The following is a 23106-nucleotide window of genomic DNA, read 5'->3' on the forward strand; positions in this document are numbered from 1 at the left end:
TAGCGTTTCCAATTTCCGGTAAAGCAAGCCGGCTAATATTAGCTTGTGACAATGACGATGGCGATTAATATTTCCCCGACAAAAAAGCACTTCGGTTAACGTGTTTAGTCGTCAATACCGATTCATTTTTACAAGTAAGTAACGTAAACACCTCGTCCAACTTAAACGGTGAAGTTACTGATTTTGGGCTGATAAAAGCTCGATTTGTTGACGCTCATCATCGGTTAGTGCACCGTAATCTCTTGGGTATGGCCAGCCATAACCCCAGCGAAATTGGGTCGGTAAATAAGGTGTACCGCCAACGCGGACCCCGGCTAACATCAATAATGCCACTTCAGATTGGCCGACTTGAGCCACACAAATACGTAATGCCTTATCTGATGCCAAACGCTCATCAGATGTCCCCCCTTTCCAGTAGTCATAATCATGACGTTCGCAACAGGACAACCATAATTGTTGCTGTGCAAAAGTGCCATCAGGAAATGCACTGCAGCCATCACTGGTAAACGGCACGAGTGTGTCGGCTTGTAAAGGATTGCCTAGCATCGACATACTGGCGATAAACATGGCAGCGCAATTTAAGCGGTATTTTTTCACTATTAGCATCCAGCTTTTCATTATTCACGCATTATGATGCCACAGCAACGATGACAGTAATAGAATATAAACGTTGTTTCTTGATTAAATCTTCTTTTACATCAATGGGTAAATCTATATAAGGCCAGACTAATAAGCCAGATTAATGTGCCAGATTAGCAAACCATTTTTGGTACGGTTGATACACGTCGTAAAGCCAATTAAATATAAAGGTATAGATAAAAAGAAAAGCTAACAGGCCCGCCTCCAGCATTAAGGTATCGACAAGGGTTAACCCTAAATACCACGACACTGAGGGGATTGTGATTATAAGCATTCCTCCTTCAAAGCCGCAAACATGTACTCCCCTGATAAACATCGTGCGCGCGAGTCGTTCCGCACCAAACAAACGATCAAACCATAAGTTATAAACATAATTCCACAACACGGCAAACACCGACAGAGCGAAACTGACCAGTAACATATCAGCGCTATTTTGCTTCATCACTATCGCACTTATTGGCACAATAAAGGCCATGGCGATCAGTTCAAAAGACACGGCGTGAAACATTCTTTCTCTACTTTGCATTTATATCTCAATTGGGGGGTGACGTTTTAACTATTTTCATCCAATATAAAGATACATTAAAGTTAGTAAGTATCGGTAAAAGCGATATGTATAGTATTGAACAGCTTGAGGCCTTTGTGGCAACCGTAAAAACGGGGTCATTTTCATCTGCGGCAAGAGCGCTTAATAAAGCGCAATCAGTTATCAGTCAGCATGTGATAAACCTTGAAATAGACTGCAATAGCGAACTATTTGATCGCAGTGGACGTTATCCTCAATTGACACCAGCAGGAAAAAAACTGCTACCCCATGCCCAAGTATTACTGAGCCAACATCAACGCCTGCGCGATTGCGCCAAAAGCCTAGACCAACAAGCAATATCTGAGCTGACAATTGGTTTAGATGAAGGCATTCCGCTGCAAAAGCTGTCTAATATTATTAATGAGCTCGAAGCTCAATTTCCAACTATCACGCTTGAGTTTTTAACGGCATCGAGCATTGATATAATCGATATGATTGACACTGAGCGGGCTGTTACCGGAATTATTTTCAGCGAGTTAACGATCCCGACTCACATCGACTTTGAATCTATCGGGTCAATTAAGTTTGATATGTATGTGGCGAGTGTTCACCCTTTAGCACAACAGATATGTGATAACTTAGCCAACTTAAAATTGCATCGTCAACTCTTGATCCGTTCGCGGAATACTAAATCCAGTAGCTTTCAGACAGCAATTAGCCCAGATGCTTGGTACGCCGACAATTACTATATTTTGCTCGAACTTGCATTGCAGGGACATGGTTGGTGTTTACTACCCAATCATATTGCCAATAACTATGTTAATAGCGGTCAATTAGTATTATTACCGTCTGAATTTAAAGAGATTGGCTGGCAAGCTAATGTGGATGTTATACAGCACCATTGTTACAGTCACGAGCCGGTATTTAAGCAACTTAGACACTCGCTACGGCAATTACTGACGCCATAATTTACGTTGATAATAACTATTCTCCATGTCATATATCGAACCGGCTTTGACAAACGAACCTTGCTGAACAACATGTAAAAACATTCCCAATTGAGCGGTGACAAACACGGCTTATCCCAACCCATTTATGATTAACATCAAAAAAAGCGCTACTGATTCAGCCTTAGTCGTGTAGCAAAGAGTACACCCAGGCTAGTGATTATAGTGGGGTTAACTATTATTTTTAAAAAAATACAACAACTCAAACAGCAGACTTTATACTTTGTTTCACACCTAGTTTTTATACCGTTTACAGCTTGTAAAAGATACTGGCTCTATTTTGAGAATTATCAATTGTTGAGATATCATCCGCTGTACACTTTGGTTTAACATTCTGTATTGACGATATATAGTTAATTAACCGCACAAAAATATACAACCAAACAACGATTGTTCAAAGCCATTGAGCCTTAGGTGATTTCGGCATAAACTCTGATGATGTTGCCTGTAACATAGTTGATTAACACCACAAATAAACCTTGAATAACGGTTGTGGTAAAGCTTGTTCTACGAAGCGTTATTTCGCTTATATTACAGCATCAAATTCGTGATATTGTAGCCTATCGTATGCTAAATTATACGATACAGTTGATAGCTCTGATGCTGATAAATAGCCCGAGGAACCGATTTATGCTGATTGAACATGACATTACTGACGTTTGTGTTGGAATGTATGTGGTCGAAATCACCGAGCCCAAAGATACGTTTTCGCTAACTAAACCTGGTGTGCTTAACAATGCACGAGTTATCGAAGCACTAAAGCGAAAATCGGTTACTAAACTACTCATTGATACCAGTAAAACTGAAGTTATTATCAAAGAAGTCGAGCAAAAAATCAATGTGCTCAAGCCTCAACCGCCTCGTAAAGTCACGCCTGCACGCACCGATGTGAAAGCAAATTTCTTTAATCAAGAATTAGTTAAAGCTCGCCAAGTATTTAATGAATCAAAAAACATTCAAAAACAGTTATTCCATAATGCCCAACACGGTTTGCCATTAGAAATGGACCCGGTGCAGAAAATCACCTCCGAATCGACAGATTTGATTTTCAATAATCCCAATGCTTTGTCGTGTGTGATTAACATCCGCAATAAAGATGAATATTTACTTGAACATTCGGTGTCAGTATCGGTATTGATGACTATGTTTTCTGTATATAAAAAAATCGACAAAGATATTGTTAATCAATTAGCAGTCGGTGCATTTTTACATGATGTGGGTAAAATTATGGTCCCCGATCGCATTTTAAATAAGCCTGATAAACTGACAGATGAAGAGTTTCATATTATGAAAACTCACGCCAGCTATTCAATTGAAATCATGAAAAACACCCCAGGCATTAGCCCGCTAAGTTTAGAGGTGGCAACTTTACACCATGAAAAACTTAACGGACAAGGTTACCCATTTGGTGTGCCAGCAGAAAAAATTACCCTATACGGACGGATGATCAGTATTTGCGATATTTTCGATGCTCTCACCTCCAATCGTTGCTACAAACAAGGTTATGCACAAGTCAAATCCTTTAGTATTTTGCGGGCATTGGCTGAAAAAAATGAATTAGATAAAGACCTAGTCGATCAATTTATACGTTGTATGGGGGTTTACCCTGTCGGCTCAGTGGTTCAACTTGAGTCGAATAGACTTGCTATTGTTGAAAGTCATAATCCTAAAGACCCAATCCGCCCGCTTGTGAAACCGTTTTATCATTTAAAACCGGATCATTTCGAAGTCGGGCAAAAGATTGATTTGGCAACAGTGACTGACGACTTAATCGTAAAATGTGTTCGCGCCGATGATTTTAACCTAAACATGGAACAAATTATTCAATATTTAGCCCACGAAGGCTAGCCAGTAAACGTTGCAGGCTTTACCTGTCGCAGTTAATTGAACTATGGGGTTTAAACGCTCTCGTACTTCAAGCTCATCAATCACGAAGTGCGCTTTACCATCAGTGTGAAACTACCAATGCTCACGATGTACCTGGGCAAAATGTTTGGCAAGAAAATGGCTATTGGGTAAATTGTGCACCACAAACTGCGACTAAATTCAGTGTATACATTGCATCCTTACGCTGCAGCATTACCTTTACAAATCGCGGTATGCTCACAAGCCTCTGAAGATAAATCAACCCAAACCACCTATGTCACCGAACATCACTAAAGCTTTAGTCTATTTTGCCTAAAGAGGCATACTTACTCATTTTTAGGTAATAACGTGGTTTTTCAAGACAGTTGTCGCCTAAAGGTTTAATAAGCCAATAACACAGCAATGCACAGACAATATATAAGGCTAAAGCTGATGCTAAATATAAAATGAATAGATCAATTCATTGGTTAGATGTAACCACGTCGGAGTGCGGATTATATGGGCATTGACGTAACCTGTCGGGGTTAATAATCCACTCCATGACACTAAAACACACACCAACCACCATAATTGCTAACGGGCAGTTAACGACAAATAAGGGCTTAAATCCGGTGAATAATAGTAAGCATAATTCAATAATGAGCTCACTAACAGGCAGCTTAAATATCGATGTAGATGGGTGGTTAATGCGCGCCAAATAACGTCACTTGTAACAAACTCATGCCTGCGAAAAATAAAACAAATAGAACACACTCAATGACAGGTTTTCGATATGGTGACTTTCCTATGGCGCCATATACTTTAAGGCGCAGCGTAATATCACTAATAGCACGACCAAAGATAATAAATTGTACCAATGGCAGCTTATTCGCTCAAGCCACTGTTGCCACTACCCCCCTTGGTTTACTAATTAAAAAGTGTTTGAATGGCACTGCCAATAACAAAAAAGATGAAACACCAGCGCCATAAAGTTAACGAATCAACGTCTGTTCAGCTTTCATCTCTTCTCTAGTTCTTAAAAACGGTATGAGTATTAAAGGTAATATAACAATTACTGATTCTATAAAGAACATATTAGCATAGCCCATATGTTCTGAGACAATCCCCTGCCAATAGTTAGATACCATAATGGCTAGGTTTCCAAAGGCCATATAAACTGTAAATTGGGTTGCCGCTACCATAGGATTGGTTGCACCCATAAAATAAGCTATCGATACGGCAAAGCCCATACCAAAGATAAATCCATGCGCTGTAGCAATGGTGTAAAACTCATAAGTATGAATATCTTCTAAGCCAGCCATATATATTCTTGTACCTAAATATAGTCCGGGAAATATCAGTAGGAAATAGAAAGTAAACAACATCTTTCGCAAGCCAAAGATATCAGCCAAATATCCGCCGATGACACACCCAATGCCCGCAAAAATGGTATTGAGTATTGTTACCTGAGAAATTTCATTATTGCTAAGGCCTAGATCGACTTGAATAGTCTGCAAGGAAGCATAAGCCAAAGCCATGGTGCCAGTAGGAAGAAAAGCAAACAATAAGGCTAGGATCGGTATTCTACCCGAAAGCCAAAAACTATCGAAGACGGCTTTAATGAAGTAGATAAAACTAACGTATAATTCATGAAGAACTGATTTTTCTGTGACTATTTTTGCTTTTTGTATATGTAGATCTTTTACAAAAAACAAAATAAACAATAAATTCAGAAATAATAGTACGCTAATGACCATAAGAGCAACATCAAAACCCCAATAGCCATAGATGAAAATCGCACCACTACCACCAATCGCAATACCTAAATACTGGCCACCGAACATAATACCACTGGCTCGGCCCCGCTCATCAGGTTTCAAATTACTTATTGCTAATGCATCAATAGCCACATCCTGTGTGGCGGCAAAGATGTTGTGTAGAATAAATAGACTCACTAGTGCATCGAAATTTTCAACAACATCCAGTAACCCTGAGATCAATAACGTGATCAACATCATTATGGTACAGGCAACAATCCATGCTTTTCTACCGCCATAATGGGTGAACTTGATAATATCGACAAATGGGGCAACCGCCCATTTAAAGGTCCAAGGAAGAAAGAGTGCAGCGGTGAAAATCCCAATTACGTCTAGACCTAAACCAGACTGACGCATAATAGAGACGAGTGCAATACTGGTAAATCCAAATGGGATACCCTCAGAAATATACATCATACCAAAGGAAAACAATCGGCCTTTGGTCGTATTAAATAGATTACCTTGCATAAACATCCTAATTATTTTAATTAAATATATGATGCTGGTGCGAACGTAACACAAACGTCTGTGATATTTAGGTGTGTATATCAATCAATGACTTGTGATGTTTTAATGATTGAAAAATTACTAATAAACAATGTTATGAATACATATTGTAGTCTATTAAATGGCTAATTTTTCTAAAACACAGTGCTTCATTAATGGGTTAAGCCAAAACCGGTGCAGTAACACTTATTAAACGCGTTGGCAGTACGCTAGATTTGAACATTCAGTTTCACATGCTGTTTTAGAAGGTGCGCGGAGCGGAGATAAGCTAGGTAACACCAAAATTACGCACATTAAAGCGCCTACCCATAATGATATAGTCAATCAAATGCACACCATCAGTTGTCGCGTGAGCGGTATGTGTAAAAAGTAGGGTTATTTACCCAAAAGATGGAGAACACTTACCTAAACTTTGCAGAAGATGATGACGACGGCCTGTTAGCGTTTACAGGGGAAAAACAGCCCAACTTACCATCTCAATAAAATATTGATTCCGACAATCAGACAAACCCTAGCTAAAAGCAATCAATAAACGTGGTTAGCCTAACCATTGCTTAAACTGATCCCAAATACCTAATGACGTGTCAGAAAATAAATCGATACCTAATGCTGACTTGATAATATAAAGCACCAGCAAACCAAGTAGCATCGAGGCAAATATAACCGTAAAAACTAACATTACCATGATCGCTAACGAGGCATTTTTTTCACGACGTGTGTAAGCACGTTTATTTCGTCCCAGTAGAAATACATAATAAAAACGCCACTTTATAAACGGAAATTTAAATGTTCCCCGATTATCAATAAAGTGGCTGCCCCATGTATTTGGACCTAACGCGCCTTTAATACCCTCAAGTTGTTCATCAGTATAAGATTGAACCAGTTGTGCTGGTAACCTCCCAAGTAACTTAGCGATTAAAGGATCTTGTCTAATATCCTTTTTATTGGGAGCCAGAGGGTCATCTTGCTTACTCGCTTGCCACAGTGTCATACATGAGTCTCATATTGTTGCGATAGACTTAATCATAATCCCGTTAACGGTAAATGATGCGTTATTATCATTAGTTTAGTTATCAATGCCATTGATCTACGGCAGACCGCTAAGTCGAGAAAGCGTTGGTCATCACCAGTAAAATACATAAAGATGATCCCTGTGCCCTATCAACTCTCGTCATTCATTTCCCTTAACATTATGCCTAAACCCATGCGGTATAATCGATACAATATTGCCCACGGTACATTCAAGCTTAACGGGTTAATCACAGAGTAAAAAATATCATAATATTTCTGCATTAGGTGCCATTAAGCATTTTCTGTTTGTGCTACTTTATTGTATGAATATTTAATATTAAACAGCGAAGACCAATGAATACACTAACGCTCGAATATATCAATAGTATATTGCCGCCAAGGCCAGATGACAGTCATAAGATGACCTTTGGCCAGGTGCTGAATATTGCCGGTTCGATACATTATCGAGGGGCGGCATATCTTTCTAGTTTATCAGCGCTGCGGGTTGGTGCAGGTTACGTCACATTAGCCAGTAGCCCATCGGTCTGTGACAGTGTGAGCGCGCAAACCCCAAATGTAGTTACCTTGCCGCTACCACCTCGTCAAGCACAGCAAGCTATTGACATAAAACATATAAATACACAATCCATAGCCCCCCAAGCTGTTTTACAACTTCGGGATAAACTCGCACAAGCCAGTGTAATTTCAATAGGCAGTGGATTGAGCATTAGCCAAAGTACAGATCAATTGAACCGTTACCCTAACCCTATAAATGGCTTAATAGTCCCTGATGGTAATAGTGAATTTTTTTATGCCCTGCTAACAGAAATCCAAGCGAATACTCATCCGGTGATATTCGATGCGGATGCACTGAACTTTATGAGTCATTTACTTCACCATCCTACAAGCACCGCGCAAAAACCGATTAGTTTCACCAAAAATAGCATTATTACCCCACATCCAAAAGAGCTCTCACGGTTATTAAATGTAGATGTCAACATGATTCAAGCGCAACGGGTTCATTTTGCTAGCTTAGCGGCTAAACAATTAAATACGATCGTGGTGCTTAAAGGTAAGCACACCGTCATAAGCGATGGGGAGCACATTTTCATTAATCCTACTGGCAACAGCGCGCTAGCCAAAGCCGGTACTGGAGATGTCTTGACCGGTATGATTGCAGGATTTTGCGCCCAAGGCGTCAGCCCACTTAACGCTGCGTGCCTAGGGGTATATTTGCATGGTTTAGCAGGAGAGTTAGCCGCAAATGAATTAAGCCAATATGGGGTGCTTGCCAGTGATCTACTCGAGTACATACCTAAAGCCATCTTGCGAGTATTAAATGCCGGTCATTAAGGTTAATACGCCAATAACACACAATGGTTGTGTGTCTTAACAATAGCGAGCTTATGTGGGATGGGGAGTAAGCCGCAATTTACCCTGTTAACGTGACTCTGGGGTTGAATATAAAACGCTGATGCTAATCAACGTAATCGCAGTCAAATTAGGTTATTGATTGGCGGAAGGTTTATACGTATTAACCCGTTTTAATTAATTACTAACCTAGATATGTACTTGTTACCTTGCTGCAACCTCCGGATTAAGAGTCGCTTTATCTAAAATATTAGGATGATGAGCGAAAGACAGCAACCATAGTCAGCAACACTAGCCAGCAACCATGCCATCCATTTTTTAATCAATATCATAGCCTCTTTCAGCATTTATTGCGTGACTCAATCCTTACAGAAAGATCCGAAAATACGAATAGCACTGAGGATCGACTTGTGTTTTTTGTTAACACACCGACAGATAATCGACTTGTACCTATGATTTAAATCGACTAAGTTGCTGTTTGAGCCTATAGACTTCATGCTCCAATTGTTCTCTTTCATCGAGTAATTGCAAAATTAAGCCAATGCCCCCCCAATCCAGTGCAAGATCACGTTGAATTCGAGTGGCTTTTTTAACTTGATGTAAATTTTCCACGCTAAATTGCCATTGTTCTATCACCTCGCCTTGCAGTGGAATGGCTATACTATGCTCTACGAGCTCAAGTAATAATGTCGAGCTAATATCGCTGCATTCACACAGTTCATCGCTACTCAACCAACAATCTTGTTCGTTTATATTAATCTGCAGCATGGTTATTTACTCCAACTGGCACGAGGGTCGAATGTATTTTTTTCGGCTAGCTCAGTCCACAATGGCTTGCTTGTCTCATCTGGTGATGTCGGAACCACAATTTTAAGCACCGCAAATAAATCGCCCTGCACTTTTTTACTGAGTAAACCTTTGCCTTTTATGCGTAATCGCTGTCCTGACTGACTATTGGCGGGGATACTGAGTTGAATATTACCCGTTAACGTGGGCAATTTAAGCTTGGTACCCAACACGGCTTCCCAAGGTGCAATAGGCACAACAATACTCAAGTTTCGACCATCAACATCAAATAAAGGATGCGGCGCAAAACGAATTTGTAAATACAAATCGCCATTATCGGCTTTGGTCGGTCCCGGTCCACCTTGCCCTTTAAGGCGAATACGTTCGCCATTAATAACCCCGGCAGGAATTTTAACTTTTAGAGATTTGGGCTGATCAACAACATGACCTTGGGGATCACGTTGCTGTAAGGTAAACGCTACAGGCTTAAGAGTGTCGACCAAGGTTTCTTCAAGGAACATCGGGAACTCAATTTCGATATCTTGGCCTTTTGGCTGCTGAGCTTGGTGACTTCTTTGTTGCCCGCTATGCTCAAAGCCTGAATGCCTTCCACCAAACATTGAATTAAAAAAGTCCGCAAATTCTTGATCAGTTTGTGGATCACTTTGCTGTTGGCCCCAATCTTGACCTGCACCATTTGCACCACCTTGATTAGCATAGCGATGTTGGGTTCTATTTAGGTGATGATGGCGCAACTCGTCATATTCGGCACGCTTTTTAGTATTGTGTAATACCTCATAGGCTTCACTAATTTCTTTGAATTTTGCTTCTGCTTCAGGATGTTTGCTCACATCAGGATGGTACTGCACCGCGAGTTTTTTATACGTTTTTTTTATTACTTTATCATCCGCATCAGGTTCTACCCCTAATACAGTGTAATAGTCTTTAAAATTCATTTTATCCCCTAACAAAAAACAAGTTTGCAACGGATCATCAGACGGCTTGGAACTAATCAACATTAATAAGTTTAGGCCCAGAGAGAAAGAACACGCTTGATCTTGATCAACTCTATTACAATATCTCTAGTTTAGCTAATAAGCATCAAGTGATGACAAAAATAACTGTTAACTGAAAAGATATTGCATATTAAAGATCATATACAACTAATTATATTAATAATAAATTACCGCCGCCCTTGGCATTAATAGTCTAGGCGCTCACCTTCAATATCAAGCTTATTCAGTAAAGAAAACGGCAAACAATGCAGTTACAGCAATTAATGCCACCCTTTTTGTCATCACGGTTAAAGATATCAAGCGAGTAAGTAAAGATAAGCTTAAGGAACTGAGATCTGTCAGTCTAGTCGGATCAGGTAAAGGGTTCAGGTTATCTTCGCTACTAAATATTATAAGGTAAAAACAGATATGGAAAAATCACCTGTCTTGTTAATCAACTAAACAAGGCGAGTTAACACTAGCTTGGTTTTTAGTCTAAGCCCGATAATAGAACGCCCTATATTGTCGATTTTTTACATTGCTTTTATTTTTCAAATTCCTCGCAAGAAACGAATAATACAATAACATCTGCTTAAACAATCCTGACACAAGGGGCTTGCACAACCCACTATGCCGACGTTGCTGATTAATTGGTATTAAGAGGCTGGAATGATAACAATAGCATTCTAACGCATTGCAATGAATTACAAGGTGTTAAACAGTCACCAAGCCTCATCATTATTGTACCCTTCCAGCGCTAGGCGTATCGGCTTAGGAGCAGTGATACCAATGCGCATATCTATTTGAGCAATCTAGAGGGTTAACATAAACGATAACGTCCTTGTTTTCATTCGTAATAGCCAGCTATTAGTTAATAAAATACCAAGCTGTCACTTATTATTTTGTGCAACTTTAGGCCATTTATTGATGCGAATTGGTATTAAATGCCTCCTTAACTGCCGGTGTAAATACAACATAAAAATTTATCAAAAATAAAGATTTTTGATAAAAAATATCTGCAAATAAAAAAACATAACCTAAACTTGAATTGTTTTATTTTGAAAACACATGGTTAATCAACATTATTAACTAACATTGGAAGTTTAAAACCGAATAAATAACAATCGGTTGGAGGTTGGGATGATCCATTCACGCAACAACAAAATTAAAAGGTTGGGTCTAATCCTCGCCGCTTCGTTGGGGTGCGCTGCAGTAAACTTGAGCGCAGCCGAAAAACCTAATATTTTAGTTATTTGGGGGGATGATATTGGCCAATCTAATATCAGTGCCTATACCTTTGGGTTAATGGGATACAAAACCCCGAATATCGACAGCATCGCCAAAGAAGGCATGATGTTTACCGATTATTATGCTGAACAATCATGCACCGCCGGACGTTCAACATTTATTACCGGGCAAAGTGTACTGCGTACTGGGTTAAGTAAAGTAGGATTACCCGGAGCCGATCTTGGATTACAAGCTGAAGATGCCACTATTGCTGAGATCCTCAAACCTATGGGTTATGCAACGGGTCAGTTTGGTAAAAATCATTTGGGTGATAAAGATGAATTTTTACCCACCGCACATGGTTTTGATGAATTTTTAGGTAACTTATACCATTTAAATGCCGAAGAAGAGCCTGAAAATATTGATTACCCTAAAGATCCGGCATTCCGTAAAAAATTTGGCCCTCGTGGTGTCATTAAATCCTTTGCTGATGGAAAAATCGAAGATACCGGCCCGCTAACGAAAAAAAGGATGGAAACCATAGATGATGAAACCGTGGCCGCGGCGATGGACTTTATGGAACGTACTGTAAAAACCGAAAAACCATTCTTTGTCTGGTGGAATGGTACCCGTATGCATTTTCGAACTCATATTAAACCTGAATTACAAGGTAGCTCGAATGTAAGTAATTATGCCGACGGAATGATTGAACATGATAAACACGTCGGCCAGCTATTGAAAAAAGTCGATGACCTGGGTATCAAAGATAACACCATTGTTTTTTACTCTACCGATAATGGCCCGCACATGAATACCTGGCCGGATGCCGGTTTAACACCTTTTAGAAGTGAGAAAAACACCAACTGGGAAGGCGCCTACCGTGTTCCAGCCATGGTGAGATGGCCTGGTAAGATCGAAGCAAGTTCAGTTTCGAACCAGATTATGCACCACATGGATTGGTTGCCGACCTTCGCAGCGATTGCTGGCGAAGACAAGGTGAAAGAAAAATTACTCAAAGGCTATAAAGCTAACGGTAAAACATTCAAAAATCATCTTGATGGTTATAACTTCTTGCCTTACCTGCTGGGTGAAGAAGACAAAGGCCGCCGTAAAGAGATCTTCTATTTCACCGATGATGGTGCTTTAGCCGCGCTGCGTTACAACAATTGGAAAGCCGTATTTTTGGAGCAAAGAGCTACCGGGACACTGCAGATTTGGGCAGAACCTTTTGTTGAATTGCGTGTGCCAAAATTATTCAATTTACGTATGGATCCCTATGAAACTGCAGATCTGACTTCTAATACCTACTATGACTGGGTGTTAGATCATGTTTATATGTTTGTCCCTGCACAGGCTTATGTCGGTGAATATCTTGCCACTTTTAAAGATTTTCCGCCTCGTCAAAAAGCCGCGAGTTTCAGCTTAGATCAGGTAATGGAAAAACTTCAACAGGGAGCCGGGAGTAGTCAGTAAATCCTCATCGAGGGTGCCTCAGCACCCTCTTTTTCACCCACGCCTAAGCTAATATCTGACTCACTACATTACCGGATCCAGACCCTAATACGATGAAATTTATACTATTTTCGGCACAAAGTCGATTTACTTCACGATTGATTAAACAAATTGCCGCTTTTTTTATTTATGATCATACAGTTACTGCTAATATTATTGAAAGTATTATGCTAATAATATTAAAATGAGGCAAAAATGGTTTTAAGAATAACACTCCTTGGACTGCTTTTTCTGTTTACACCCCAGCTCGTTGCCGCAGAGCAATATATCGGCAATAAAAGTTGTATCGATTGCCATCAAACTGAAGTGTCCAACTGGCAACAATCCCACCATGCAAAGGCAATGTTAGCCGCAACGGATGAAACGGTATTAGGTAACTTTAATAATGTAAAGTTTGAATCAGAAAATGCTTGGACTGTTTTTAACCGAGATGAGCAAGGATTTTATATACAAACAGGTAATAAAGGTGAAGACGGTAAACGTTATGCCGTGCCTTATGTATTTGGTTTTTATCCACTGCAACAGATATTAGTCGACATAGGCTCAGGTAAACTTCAGGCTTATACCGTCACTTGGGATTCGCGTTCATTGGCAGACGGCGGGCAGCGCTGGTATAACCTTTACAGTGACACACATATTCCGGATACGCCATTTGATTGGCAAGGCCAGTTTAATAATTGGAATACGCGCTGCGCCGAGTGTCATTCCACGGACTTAACACGGGGCTATGACGTTAACACCGACAGTTACAATACGACTTGGAGCGAAATCAATGTCAGCTGTGAAGCTTGTCATGGCCCAGCTTCACAACATCTTGCGTTAAAAAAATCTAAAAAAAATGCCGTCAATTCGGGGTTTGAAAAGCCACTGCAGAAACACAATGACTGGGTCTTTGCCGACGGTAAAACCACAGCGGTACGCTTGCAAAAAACCGACATTTCCTTAGACCACGGTCAAATGGATCAATGTGCGGCCTGTCACAGTCGGCGGGTAGCATTAACCGATGGTGCAGGGGTCGGGAATTTCAGCCAACACTATATTCCGCGCCTTGCCGTAACCGATCTTTATCATGTCGATGGGCAAATTCTCGATGAGGTCTATGTCTATGGTTCATTTAGTCAAAGTAAAATGGCCAGTGCCGGTGTGGTCTGCAGTAATTGTCATGAAGCCCATAGCGGAAAAATATTAAGCCAAGATAACACGCTCTGTTTACAGTGCCATTTACCCGCCGCTTTTGCGACACCCGAGCATACGTTACATGCTCAGGATTCCAAGGGCTCGCTCTGCATAGACTGCCATATGCCTACCAAACGATATATGGGCGTAGATGACAGACGTGACCACGCCTATCGCGTACCAAATCCTTGGGTGAACGAAATATTAGGCACCCCGGATGTTTGCCTAGGTTGTCATCAGGATAAGGATCCGCACTGGTCTCAAGCACAGCTACAGGATAAAAAAGGTCAGATTTTTGCAGATTTTTCAGATATCGGCCCCGCAATTTTGCTTAATCAGCAGGATCCGCACAAAGGACAAGCATTAATCGCTAAGCTGGTGGCAGATGAAAATCAGCCAGCCATGCGCCGTGCTGTCCTGTTAGGTTATCTGGATCTGCAGCAAACCGCTAACCTAGAGGTATTGAATAATGCGGCAAACGACCGGCAGAGTCTGGTTAAACTCGGCGTGATCCGTGCACTTGAATCTGCTCCCTACCCGATGCAGCTGCAGATCGGTTTTGGTCTGTTATATGATGAACACAAAAATGTCCGTTTACAGGCGATTAGATTATTAGCCCCGGCTTTGAGACAGAGTGTACCGGAAAAGGCGCAAAAACAGCTGCAAGAGGCCCTGATGGAAGCGGTAGTCACTTACCAGCAGCAGCCGGATCTGTTATCTGCACAACTAGCCCTAGCAGATCTAGCTTACAAAATTGGCGAGCTGCAGCAAGCACAAATCCAGTACCTTAATGCGCTTACATTACAACCGAGTTTTCTGCCCGCCAAATTGAATCTGGCCAGTATCTACCGTGAGACAAACCAGCTTGAAAAAGCCAAAGCCTTGTTACAGCAAATTTTAGCGTTTGAAGAAAACCATGCCATGGCATTACATAATTTAGGGCTAATCTTTGTTATCGAAAAACAATGGCCGCAGGCGCTGGATGCGTTGCAACGAGCAACACAAATCGAACCTGCCAACCTGAGATTTGCCTTTGTGTATATTTTGGGATTAGAAGCAAGCGGGAAAGTCGATGAAGCACTTAGCGAAGTGAATAAACTGCAGATAAAAACGCCCAACGATCCCGCATTGCAAGCGCTGAGCAAAAGGCTCAAGGAATATTAAGCCGTTAGCCATGTTCAGGCGTTAATTACCGACAAACGGCAGTCATACCTTTGGCTGTTCACCTTGTATGGCTGAGTGAATTTGGCGTTGAATTGGGTGTGATGTGTTTTGTGCTGCAGTCGGCGTCATCTTTGGTTACTTCCCTGCCCGTAAGGCCGCGCAACTAGACTCGATAGAAACCTTGCGTCATGAATAGACTGGTTGATGATCGCTGCTTTTTTCAACGAAATGAACAAAGGCTTTATGTTGTTTTTGTGGACTTATTTAGTAGATGTACTCCATGCTTGAAGCGTCCATTTTAGGTATCATGCATTGCTTATGTGCATCTTTTTTATGTCTACTATAGCAACTGGTATGGATACCCCCATCTAATAACAAATAATTCTCCTTTCGGGAAATATGAGACCCAGGCTTTAGCTGCAACTAAAGCTTTTTTTGTCGTCGTTCGATTCAGTGCAGGCAACTCTACAAACAAACCGATACCAACAACAAACGCGACAAAGAACTGTAAGCATTACCCTCGAATAGTCTACTGGGTCTTATTAAATTTTGTTGCCTCCACTGTATATGGGTTAATAAAAAATGCTTTGGCCGCATTATGAGGTTAAAAGTGGAAGAATAGTGGGCAGGTGACCTCGAATCGTGGCAATGTCCTGCTTAACTATGTCTTTGTCTATTTCTAGGGTAATAAGCTTAGCGACGTTGTCGCTCATTACCTTGCGTAAGTTGCCAAGGAACTGAGGTTCAGCAACTACGATCAATTGGCTAAATTTTTGCGCATTATATTCAGCCTCAAGGTATCTACATATATCTCTAGCAAATTCTACCGCCTCATACTCTTTGGGCTCTGTTTTACCTCCCACAGCATGGTGACTAAACGTTGCACCACCAGCCTGACGTCCTGGTAGATCAGAGGTTAGCTTCTGTTCATGTTGTCTTGATTCGGGGTGGATCATGCTCTTAATCTCATTTAATGCAGATTTTGCTGTTTCGGCGTTAAATAGACGTGCATGAGCGCTATCTGCGACTAAAATCCAACTGCTCATGATTTATCTCCCATTAAGTTCATCATTAAGTTCATCATTAAGTTCATCATTAATAGATTGTCTTATTAAAAATAAGACAATCGAGTCACTTAATTATAGACAATATTCTTGTTAATTCTTTGGAATCGATTGCTATTATCTTGTATCTTTGAATTAACGTCTTTCTCAGCAGTAAAGTTTGCTGGTGCATATTTTGCCTATCTTTCAAAGACCACTACGGTGCACAAAATCCGTTGCAGCACTTGTTCGCTATCCTTTTTACGGTAGAACTCCATCTTAAAACCCTGCTGTTCAGTTTCTGATACCGTACAAATACACTGATATTGTTTGTCTCAATTAACGTGTAGATTAACGTGTAGGTAAATTTTTGTGAACAATCGTGTTTACGGTTCTCCAATACCTCCGCATTATCGGGTTATCATCACAGTAGGTTAGTTTACATAAATGGGAGATCTATCAAGATTATCATGTCATATATGAACAATTTACTTATCACCGCATAAACATAGCGTTCATTCACCAAGATGGTTGCCAGTAAAAAATTTATCCATTTTTGGCGATGTTCATAGTTAATATATAGGTGTAATTCTCCTGTCATATTATCAGCCCCCCAGAAATGCTTAAGTACAATACGCCAACACAGTGATAGTATGGTGTGTCATTTAAACTGACGATTGTTTATCTTGGTCTAACGATTATTTGTTACTGACAAGCAAATCAAGGTAACTAAAGACGAGACCAACAGTTAAATATTCAGCAAAAATTATGGCTGCTCATATTTTAGCTTTACTCGTATAATATCTAAATCGATATAAACAAAAGCTCCAGTCATCACCAACTAGCAGGCCTATTAATGTCAGCCGAACTACACGAAATTAAAAGCTTTATCGCTCAGTACGCCCCTTTTGATCAGCTTCCAGAACAAGTCATAATCGACATTGCGCAAAGTGTTGAGATTTCTTATTACCGTACCGATAGCATGATTATTAACTTTAATGACAAAATCAGTGAACTGTATATGATCCGCAGCGGGGTAGTAGAGTTATATCGCCGTAAAGGTGAACTGTACAATCGTCTAGATCAGGGACAGTTATTTGGCCAAATGGGCTTACTCACCAATAATAAAGTGCGTTTCCCAGCCAAAGCGGTAAAAGATACCTTGGTATACTGTATTCCAGAATCGGTATTCACTAACTTATGCGAGCTTTATGACGATTTTGCTGATTTTGTTGAAGTAGAAGATACTACCCGTTTAAAACAGGCGGTAAAAGGTAAAAGCGATGATGCTAATGCGCTGACCACTTCCAAAGTGAAAACATTATTGACGAGAGAAGCAGTCGTTATTTCCTGTAATAGCACTATTCAAGCGGCAGCTAAGATAATGGCCGAAGAAAATGTTTCTGCTGCATTAATAAATGATCCTGATATAGAAGACCCGCAGGATAGCAGTTTCGTTGGTATTATTACTGAACATGATCTCTGCGCTAACGTCATTGCAGCTGGGGTAAATGTTGATAATCCTATTTCACAAGTCATGTCGACCAATTTGATTTCACTGGATCATAACGCTTATATTTTTGAAGCAATGCTACTCATGCTGCGTTATAACATTCATCATCTACCTATTCTAAAAAATAAAAAGCCCATTGGTCTGATTGAAGTTGCAGATATTATCCGTTACGAATCGCAAAATAGTTTGTTATTTGTAAGCAGTATTTTTCAGCAGAAAAGTAGTGAGGATTTAGTGCTGCTTTCTGCACAGTTAAAAAACTGTTTTGTGCGCATGGTTAACGAAGATGCCAATTCACATATGGTCGGGCGGGCAATGTCTGAAATCGGTCGCAACTTTAAACAGCGTTTATTAGAACTTGCCGAAGAGATGTTCGGCCCCCCGCCGGTTCCCTACTGCTTTTTAGCATTGGGCTCTATGGCTCGTGATGAGCAACTGATGGTAACCGATCAAGATAATGCCATAATCCTTGATAATAGCTATCAAGTCGCGTTGCATGGTGCCTATTTTGAAAAGCTAGCCAATTTTGTTTGTGATGGTTTGGCTGCCTGCGGTTACAGTTACTGCACTGGTGATATTATGGCAAGCAACCCTGAGTTTCGCAAAACACGATCTCAGTGGGAAGATTGTTTCGGTGATTGGATAGATAATCCAAACCCTCAAGCTTTATTAAACTGCTCTATTTTCTTTGATCTTACGGGTGTCTATGGCCGAGTAAAATGGGCTGAGCAATTAAATGCATTTATCCTTCGCAAGACCAAGAAAAACAACCGATTTTTAGCCTGTTTGGCGCACAATGCCCTTAATCGTAAACCCCCTCTGGGATTTTTTAAAGATTTTGTGATGGAAAAAGATGGCCGCCATAATAACGCTATTAATTTAAAACGTCGTGGTACTGCACCATTGGCGGATCTGATCCGAGTGCATGCCTTGGCGATCGGCTCACAATCGCAAAACTCATTTCAACGCTTAGATGATATTATCGAAGCAGGTATTTTGCCTAAATCAAAGGGCGAAGATTTACAACATGCAATGGAGCTTATCTCTTTGGTACGATTGCGTCATCAGTCATCCGATATAGAGTCTGGGATTGAGCCTGATAATAATATTGAACCGGAAAGTATGTCTGATTTTGAAAGACGCAATCTTAAAGATGCTTTTTTAGTATTAAGCAATGCACAAAACTTTTTAAAATATCGCTATACTTCAAACAAACTTTAAAGGTTAACTCATGAACAATTTCAGTAACCAGGAGATTTTAAACTGGGCAGCCTTGCTAAAATTAAAAGCTAAAAACAGTAAAGATCCACGCTTGGTTGATTTTTATAATACCGGTACCTATAGCAATGAAACGCCGTTAAATGATATTGATTTTGTCGCGCTTGATTTTGAAACGACAGGCTTAGATTCACAGCAAAACGGCATCATTAGCATTGGTTTGGTACCCTTTAATTTACAGCGTATTTTTTGCCGCAAAGCAAAAGAATGGTATCTCAATCCACAGGATAAATTACAAGAAAACTCAATTATTATTCATGGTATCACCCACTCGGATTTACAAGATGCACCTGATCTGTTGCGTATTTTAGAGCAGCTTTTAGCTGAACTGGCAGGAAAAGTGGTGGTGGTACATTACCGGCATATTGAGCGTGATTTTCTTGATCACACTTTACGCTTGTTGATTAATGAAGGTATTATCTTTCCGGTTATAGATACCATGCAGATTGAGGCTAATTTGCAACGGGTTAATACGTCGGGCTTGCTTAATTTCTTTAAAAGAAAACGCCCAGAGTCCATTCGTCTTGCTAATAGTCGTGATCGCTACAACTTACCCGCTTACGCGCCTCACGATGCTTTAACCGATGCAATTGCCACCGCAGAATTACTGCAGGCTCAAATTAAATATCATTTTAGTCCCGACACTGCGATTAAAAAATTGTGGTTATAACGTCTCTGTGATGAGAGCACAATAAATACTAGACAAAAAAAAAGCCGATGATTCAATCATCGGCTTTTTTGTAGCAAGTAGAAACTAGCTTTTATTATGCTTTTCGGTACGCATACCCATCAACAAACTGACACACATTACCAATAAAATAATGGTAAAGGGTAGCGCCGTCGAAATGGCACCTGCTTGGAGTGCCTCAATCGCCTCAGTACCACCAACCCACAGTAGCACAGCGGCAATAGCGCCCTCGATTGATGCCCAAAAAATACGTTGCGGAACCGGCGCATCAATTTTACCACCGGCAGTAATACTGTCTATGACCAACGACCCTGAATCGGAAGAGGTAATAAAGAAAACCAGTACCAGTAGTACAGCTATCATTGATAAAATATTACCTAATGGCAGCGCATCAAACATCTGGAACATCGCAAGCGGAACGTCCGTTAACCCTTCACTACCTAATATGCCGACTTCATTGACAACTTGGTCAATAGCGACACCACCAAAGACAGACATCCATAAGATAGTCACTGATGTTGGTATAATCAATACTGCGGTAAGAAATTCACGTACCGTACGGCCGCGCGAAATACGAGCAATAAACATACCCACAAATGGAGACCATGAAATCCACCATGCCCAATAGAAGACGGTCCAGCCGTGCATCCAAGCTTCATCTTCACGGCCAATTGGATTACTCAAGGGGATAATATTCTTAACATAACCCATTATGGTGGTGGGAATAGTACCCATAGAAACAGCAGCGGTCACAAGTGCAACAAAAATAACTAAAACAGCAGCAAGTAACATATTGATATTACTAATTACTTTAACACCACCTTCAAGGCCGCGTACCACAGAGACAATCGCCAGCATAGTCACTACCACAATAATAATGATTTGCAAGGAGAGGTCTCCTTCAATGCCAAACACGTGCTGGAAACCACCCGCAGCTTGTTGGGCACCTAAACCTAAGGATGTTGCCAGACCAAATAATGTGGCTATCACAGCTACAATATCAATGATATGTCCCGGCCAACCCCAAGTGCGGTCGCCTAATATCGGATAAAAAGCAGACCGTATGGAAAGTGGTAAGCCTTTGTTGTAAGCAAAGAAAGATAACGATAAGGCAACTACGCCATAAACCGCCCAAGGGTGTAATCCCCAATGGAACATAGTTGCACCCAGTGCAAGTTCTGCTGCTGCCGGGGTATTGGCGACGACATTGAGTGGCGTTTCATACCAGCCAGTGTAATACGCTACGGGCTCAGCTACGCCCCAAAACATCAAACCAATGCCCATACCTGCAGCAAAAAGCATCGCTATCCAGGAAAGTCTTGAATGGTCGGCTTTTGCGCCGTCACCACCTAGGCGAATTTTACCAAAAGGTGAGACAATTAATGCCAGACAGAAGATCACAAAAATATTCATAGACCACATAAAGAGGCCGTCAAATGCACCTATAATCTGCCATTTTATACCATCTAAAAATTCTTTTGATGTTGCCGGGTCGATAATTAAAATAGCAATTAAAAAAGCCGCGATTAAGCCTGCACTCGTTCCAAATACAGGGTTATGTATATCAAAACCCCATTTTTGAATGTTATCTTGCCCGACAGTATAATCGGTATTATCTATACTGTATTTGTCCTTATTTATCTTCATAAATCCTCGATTAGAGCGGCCTTGCCCTGTTAATTTAACAGTCGATTTAACAGTCGATTGAATATTGTGGAAGGATGTTAACAAAATCAGGCGCTAATTTCAGGCTTATTTCAAAATAAAAAATAAACAGGCATCTATATTTCTTATCATTATAAGTGAAGAAAGGGAGCCAAATAAAATTAACCAATCGCTCATATTCACCCATTGCGTCGACAGCAAACAACGCCAGCCAGAGTTTTAACCCTGAATGTCTGGCTAATAAAAATATCCTTCAAAGCATTAAAGGCATTGGTAATATCACCGCGGTATCCATTATGAGTAACTTGTCAGCATTAGGTTAAATCAACAATAATGAAGCCAGCGCACCAAACCTATGTAAGTATAGCTATACCCACTTAAAGTCATCATTTAAAATTTTAAATTCAATAAAGTGTATGAGTCTTTCATTTCAGCATAACGCCTTTGCTTTGGCCCACGCTGACATTCTGAAACGGATTTTATTCGCCGTCGTTAATTAACTGACACCTCTTAACAAACAGAAACACGGCTTGCTAAATACTCTTGGTCACTTTTACAGCGTCTGCACTTTTTCGATGCCACGGTTTCAATAAAGTGACGTGTTCGCTGTGCAAATTGTTAGCTATAGCGGCATGCCCAACGTCATTGGCTATTTATATTATCGACTCATGCTGCGCTGCAGATCGACCATCGACTGCTGCCCTACTGTTATTAACCCGCTTTGAGGGCGATTAAGATCCACAACGAGCGCCACAAGCACTGCAAAAGCCAGTACCAAAGGGATCATTGCCACCAATCTTCGCTTGCCAGTAAGCCCAACCTCAGCACCCATAGCTATCATTGCGAGTGCGATGATGCCTATGAGCGCCATCCAGACACTGCTGGGGATTCGATTGCGCAGCCCAGCGGTCACTCGTTTTTGGTGCATATCGATTATGTCATTGATGGATTGGATCATTAGTGAGGTGTTTGTATTGGGCGATCTTTCGCTGCTGCAGACACCAGTGCCCACAGGTGGTCATGGATCTCAACGGATCCTGCCATGGCCGTGTCTAGGGTGCTGCCACTTGCGGCCTTTAGGCGAATGTCGACATATTCTCGCAACAGGTGTTTCACTTTTATTGCGTATTGCTTATCAAGCAAGTCAGCTCGCAGGTATGCCGTGCCAATTGAATTCGCTTCTTCGAGAACGCTCTGTTTTCTGAGATCGTGCTGATGAGAAGCGATAGAAAATGTGAAGGCGAGGACAAAAGCGAGCATGGCTAACAACCCCCAACCATTGAGCCTAACGAGCTCGGAGCCTCCTTGTCTTGACTCGTTCGCGCATGTGCCCCGA

The 23106-nt window shown here is 40.9% G+C and carries 19 protein-coding genes; 8 read left to right on the forward strand and 11 right to left on the reverse strand.

The window, feature by feature from the left end; all coding sequences use genetic code 11:
* Positions 1 to 174: 174 nt before the first annotated feature.
* Together AAEY93_RS08765 and AAEY93_RS08770 are read right to left on the reverse strand one after the other, a co-directional pair.
* The gene (locus AAEY93_RS08765) at positions 175 to 567 is read right to left on the reverse strand and encodes a hypothetical protein (protein ID WP_124012118.1); all 393 of its coding nucleotides are present in this window, start codon (positions 565 to 567) and stop codon (positions 175 to 177) included.
* Positions 568 to 739: 172 nt separating this feature from the next.
* Positions 740 to 1165 (reverse strand): PACE efflux transporter, encoded by a 426-nt coding sequence (locus tag AAEY93_RS08770; protein ID WP_124011581.1) that lies wholly within the window; start codon positions 1163 to 1165, stop codon positions 740 to 742.
* Between the two features lie 86 nt (positions 1166 to 1251).
* Here AAEY93_RS08770 and AAEY93_RS08775 point away from each other — a divergent pair, with 86 nt between their 5' ends.
* Entirely contained in the window at positions 1252 to 2133 is an 882-nt protein-coding gene (locus AAEY93_RS08775; protein WP_124011582.1) for a LysR family transcriptional regulator, read from the forward strand.
* Here the strand turns inward: AAEY93_RS08775 and AAEY93_RS08780 are convergent.
* Complete coding sequence (locus AAEY93_RS08780) at positions 2119 to 2241, reverse strand: hypothetical protein (protein ID WP_351076199.1); 123 nt, start codon at positions 2239 to 2241, stop codon at positions 2119 to 2121. The two genes, AAEY93_RS08775 and AAEY93_RS08780, sit on opposite strands and share 15 nt — an antisense overlap.
* A 561-nt stretch (positions 2242 to 2802) precedes the next feature.
* Here AAEY93_RS08780 and AAEY93_RS08785 point away from each other — a divergent pair.
* Both AAEY93_RS08785 and AAEY93_RS08790 read left to right on the forward strand, forming a co-directional pair.
* Positions 2803 to 4020: a cyclic di-GMP phosphodiesterase gene (locus AAEY93_RS08785; protein WP_124011583.1), complete on the forward strand. Its 1218-nt coding sequence runs from the start codon at positions 2803 to 2805 to the stop codon at positions 4018 to 4020.
* A gap of 174 nt (positions 4021 to 4194) precedes the next feature.
* Complete coding sequence (locus AAEY93_RS08790; RefSeq protein WP_164839490.1) at positions 4195 to 4332, forward strand: hypothetical protein; 138 nt, start codon at positions 4195 to 4197, stop codon at positions 4330 to 4332.
* A gap of 677 nt (positions 4333 to 5009) precedes the next feature.
* Here the strand turns inward: AAEY93_RS08790 and AAEY93_RS08795 are convergent.
* The gene (locus AAEY93_RS08795) at positions 5010 to 6302 is read right to left on the reverse strand and encodes an MFS transporter (RefSeq protein ID WP_351076203.1); all 1293 of its coding nucleotides are present in this window, start codon (positions 6300 to 6302) and stop codon (positions 5010 to 5012) included.
* Positions 6303 to 6879: 577 nt separating this feature from the next.
* Positions 6880 to 7332: a hypothetical protein gene (locus AAEY93_RS08800; protein ID WP_351076206.1), complete on the reverse strand. Its 453-nt coding sequence runs from the start codon at positions 7330 to 7332 to the stop codon at positions 6880 to 6882.
* A gap of 374 nt (positions 7333 to 7706) precedes the next feature.
* On the opposite strand from AAEY93_RS08800, the gene AAEY93_RS08805 reads away from it, so the two are divergent.
* Positions 7707 to 8705 carry an NAD(P)H-hydrate dehydratase gene (locus tag AAEY93_RS08805; RefSeq protein WP_124011588.1) on the forward strand — a complete coding sequence of 333 codons (999 nt, stop codon included), beginning with the start codon at positions 7707 to 7709 and terminating at the stop codon, positions 8703 to 8705.
* A gap of 468 nt (positions 8706 to 9173) precedes the next feature.
* Here AAEY93_RS08805 and AAEY93_RS08810 read toward each other — a convergent pair whose 3' ends face one another.
* Both AAEY93_RS08810 and AAEY93_RS08815 read right to left on the reverse strand, forming a co-directional pair.
* Positions 9174 to 9491 carry a chaperone modulator CbpM gene (locus AAEY93_RS08810; RefSeq protein WP_101031846.1) on the reverse strand — a complete coding sequence of 106 codons (318 nt, stop codon included), beginning with the start codon at positions 9489 to 9491 and terminating at the stop codon, positions 9174 to 9176.
* 2 nt (positions 9492 to 9493) lie between these two features.
* Positions 9494 to 10465 (reverse strand): DnaJ C-terminal domain-containing protein, encoded by a 972-nt coding sequence (locus AAEY93_RS08815; RefSeq protein ID WP_124011589.1) that lies wholly within the window; start codon positions 10463 to 10465, stop codon positions 9494 to 9496.
* A gap of 1179 nt (positions 10466 to 11644) precedes the next feature.
* Here AAEY93_RS08815 and AAEY93_RS08820 point away from each other — a divergent pair.
* On the forward strand, positions 11645 to 13204 hold the full coding sequence (locus AAEY93_RS08820) for an arylsulfatase (protein ID WP_124011590.1): 1560 nt from the start codon (positions 11645 to 11647) through the stop codon (positions 13202 to 13204).
* A gap of 234 nt (positions 13205 to 13438) precedes the next feature.
* A complete protein-coding gene (locus AAEY93_RS08825) occupies positions 13439 to 15583 on the forward strand; it encodes a tetratricopeptide repeat protein (protein ID WP_124011591.1) in 2145 nt (714 codons plus the stop codon).
* Between the two features lie 596 nt (positions 15584 to 16179).
* Here the strand turns inward: AAEY93_RS08825 and AAEY93_RS08830 are convergent.
* Positions 16180 to 16629 (reverse strand): host attachment protein, encoded by a 450-nt coding sequence (locus tag AAEY93_RS08830; protein WP_101031852.1) that lies wholly within the window; start codon positions 16627 to 16629, stop codon positions 16180 to 16182.
* Positions 16630 to 17482: 853 nt separating this feature from the next.
* On the opposite strand from AAEY93_RS08830, the gene AAEY93_RS08835 reads away from it, so the two are divergent.
* Positions 17483 to 19360: a DUF294 nucleotidyltransferase-like domain-containing protein gene (locus AAEY93_RS08835; protein ID WP_124011593.1), complete on the forward strand. Its 1878-nt coding sequence runs from the start codon at positions 17483 to 17485 to the stop codon at positions 19358 to 19360.
* A gap of 10 nt (positions 19361 to 19370) precedes the next feature.
* Positions 19371 to 20087 carry a 3'-5' exonuclease gene (locus tag AAEY93_RS08840; protein WP_124011594.1) on the forward strand — a complete coding sequence of 239 codons (717 nt, stop codon included), beginning with the start codon at positions 19371 to 19373 and terminating at the stop codon, positions 20085 to 20087.
* Positions 20088 to 20171: 84 nt separating this feature from the next.
* Here AAEY93_RS08840 and AAEY93_RS08845 read toward each other — a convergent pair whose 3' ends face one another.
* From AAEY93_RS08845 to AAEY93_RS08855, 3 genes are all read right to left on the reverse strand, one after another.
* The gene (locus AAEY93_RS08845; protein ID WP_124011595.1) at positions 20172 to 21752 is read right to left on the reverse strand and encodes a BCCT family transporter; all 1581 of its coding nucleotides are present in this window, start codon (positions 21750 to 21752) and stop codon (positions 20172 to 20174) included.
* 676 nt (positions 21753 to 22428) lie between these two features.
* Complete coding sequence (locus AAEY93_RS08850) at positions 22429 to 22728, reverse strand: bestrophin-like domain (protein ID WP_124011597.1); 300 nt, start codon at positions 22726 to 22728, stop codon at positions 22429 to 22431.
* Entirely contained in the window at positions 22728 to 22886 is a 159-nt protein-coding gene (locus AAEY93_RS08855; RefSeq protein WP_351076216.1) for a hypothetical protein, read from the reverse strand. Before AAEY93_RS08855 ends, AAEY93_RS08850 begins: the two co-directional genes overlap by 1 nt.
* Between the last annotated feature and the right edge of the window lie 220 nt (positions 22887 to 23106).

The sequence above is a fragment of the Shewanella sp. CAL98-MNA-CIBAN-0140 genome (genome assembly GCF_040309905.1).
Lineage (GTDB): Bacteria > Pseudomonadota > Gammaproteobacteria > Enterobacterales > Shewanellaceae > Shewanella > Shewanella psychromarinicola.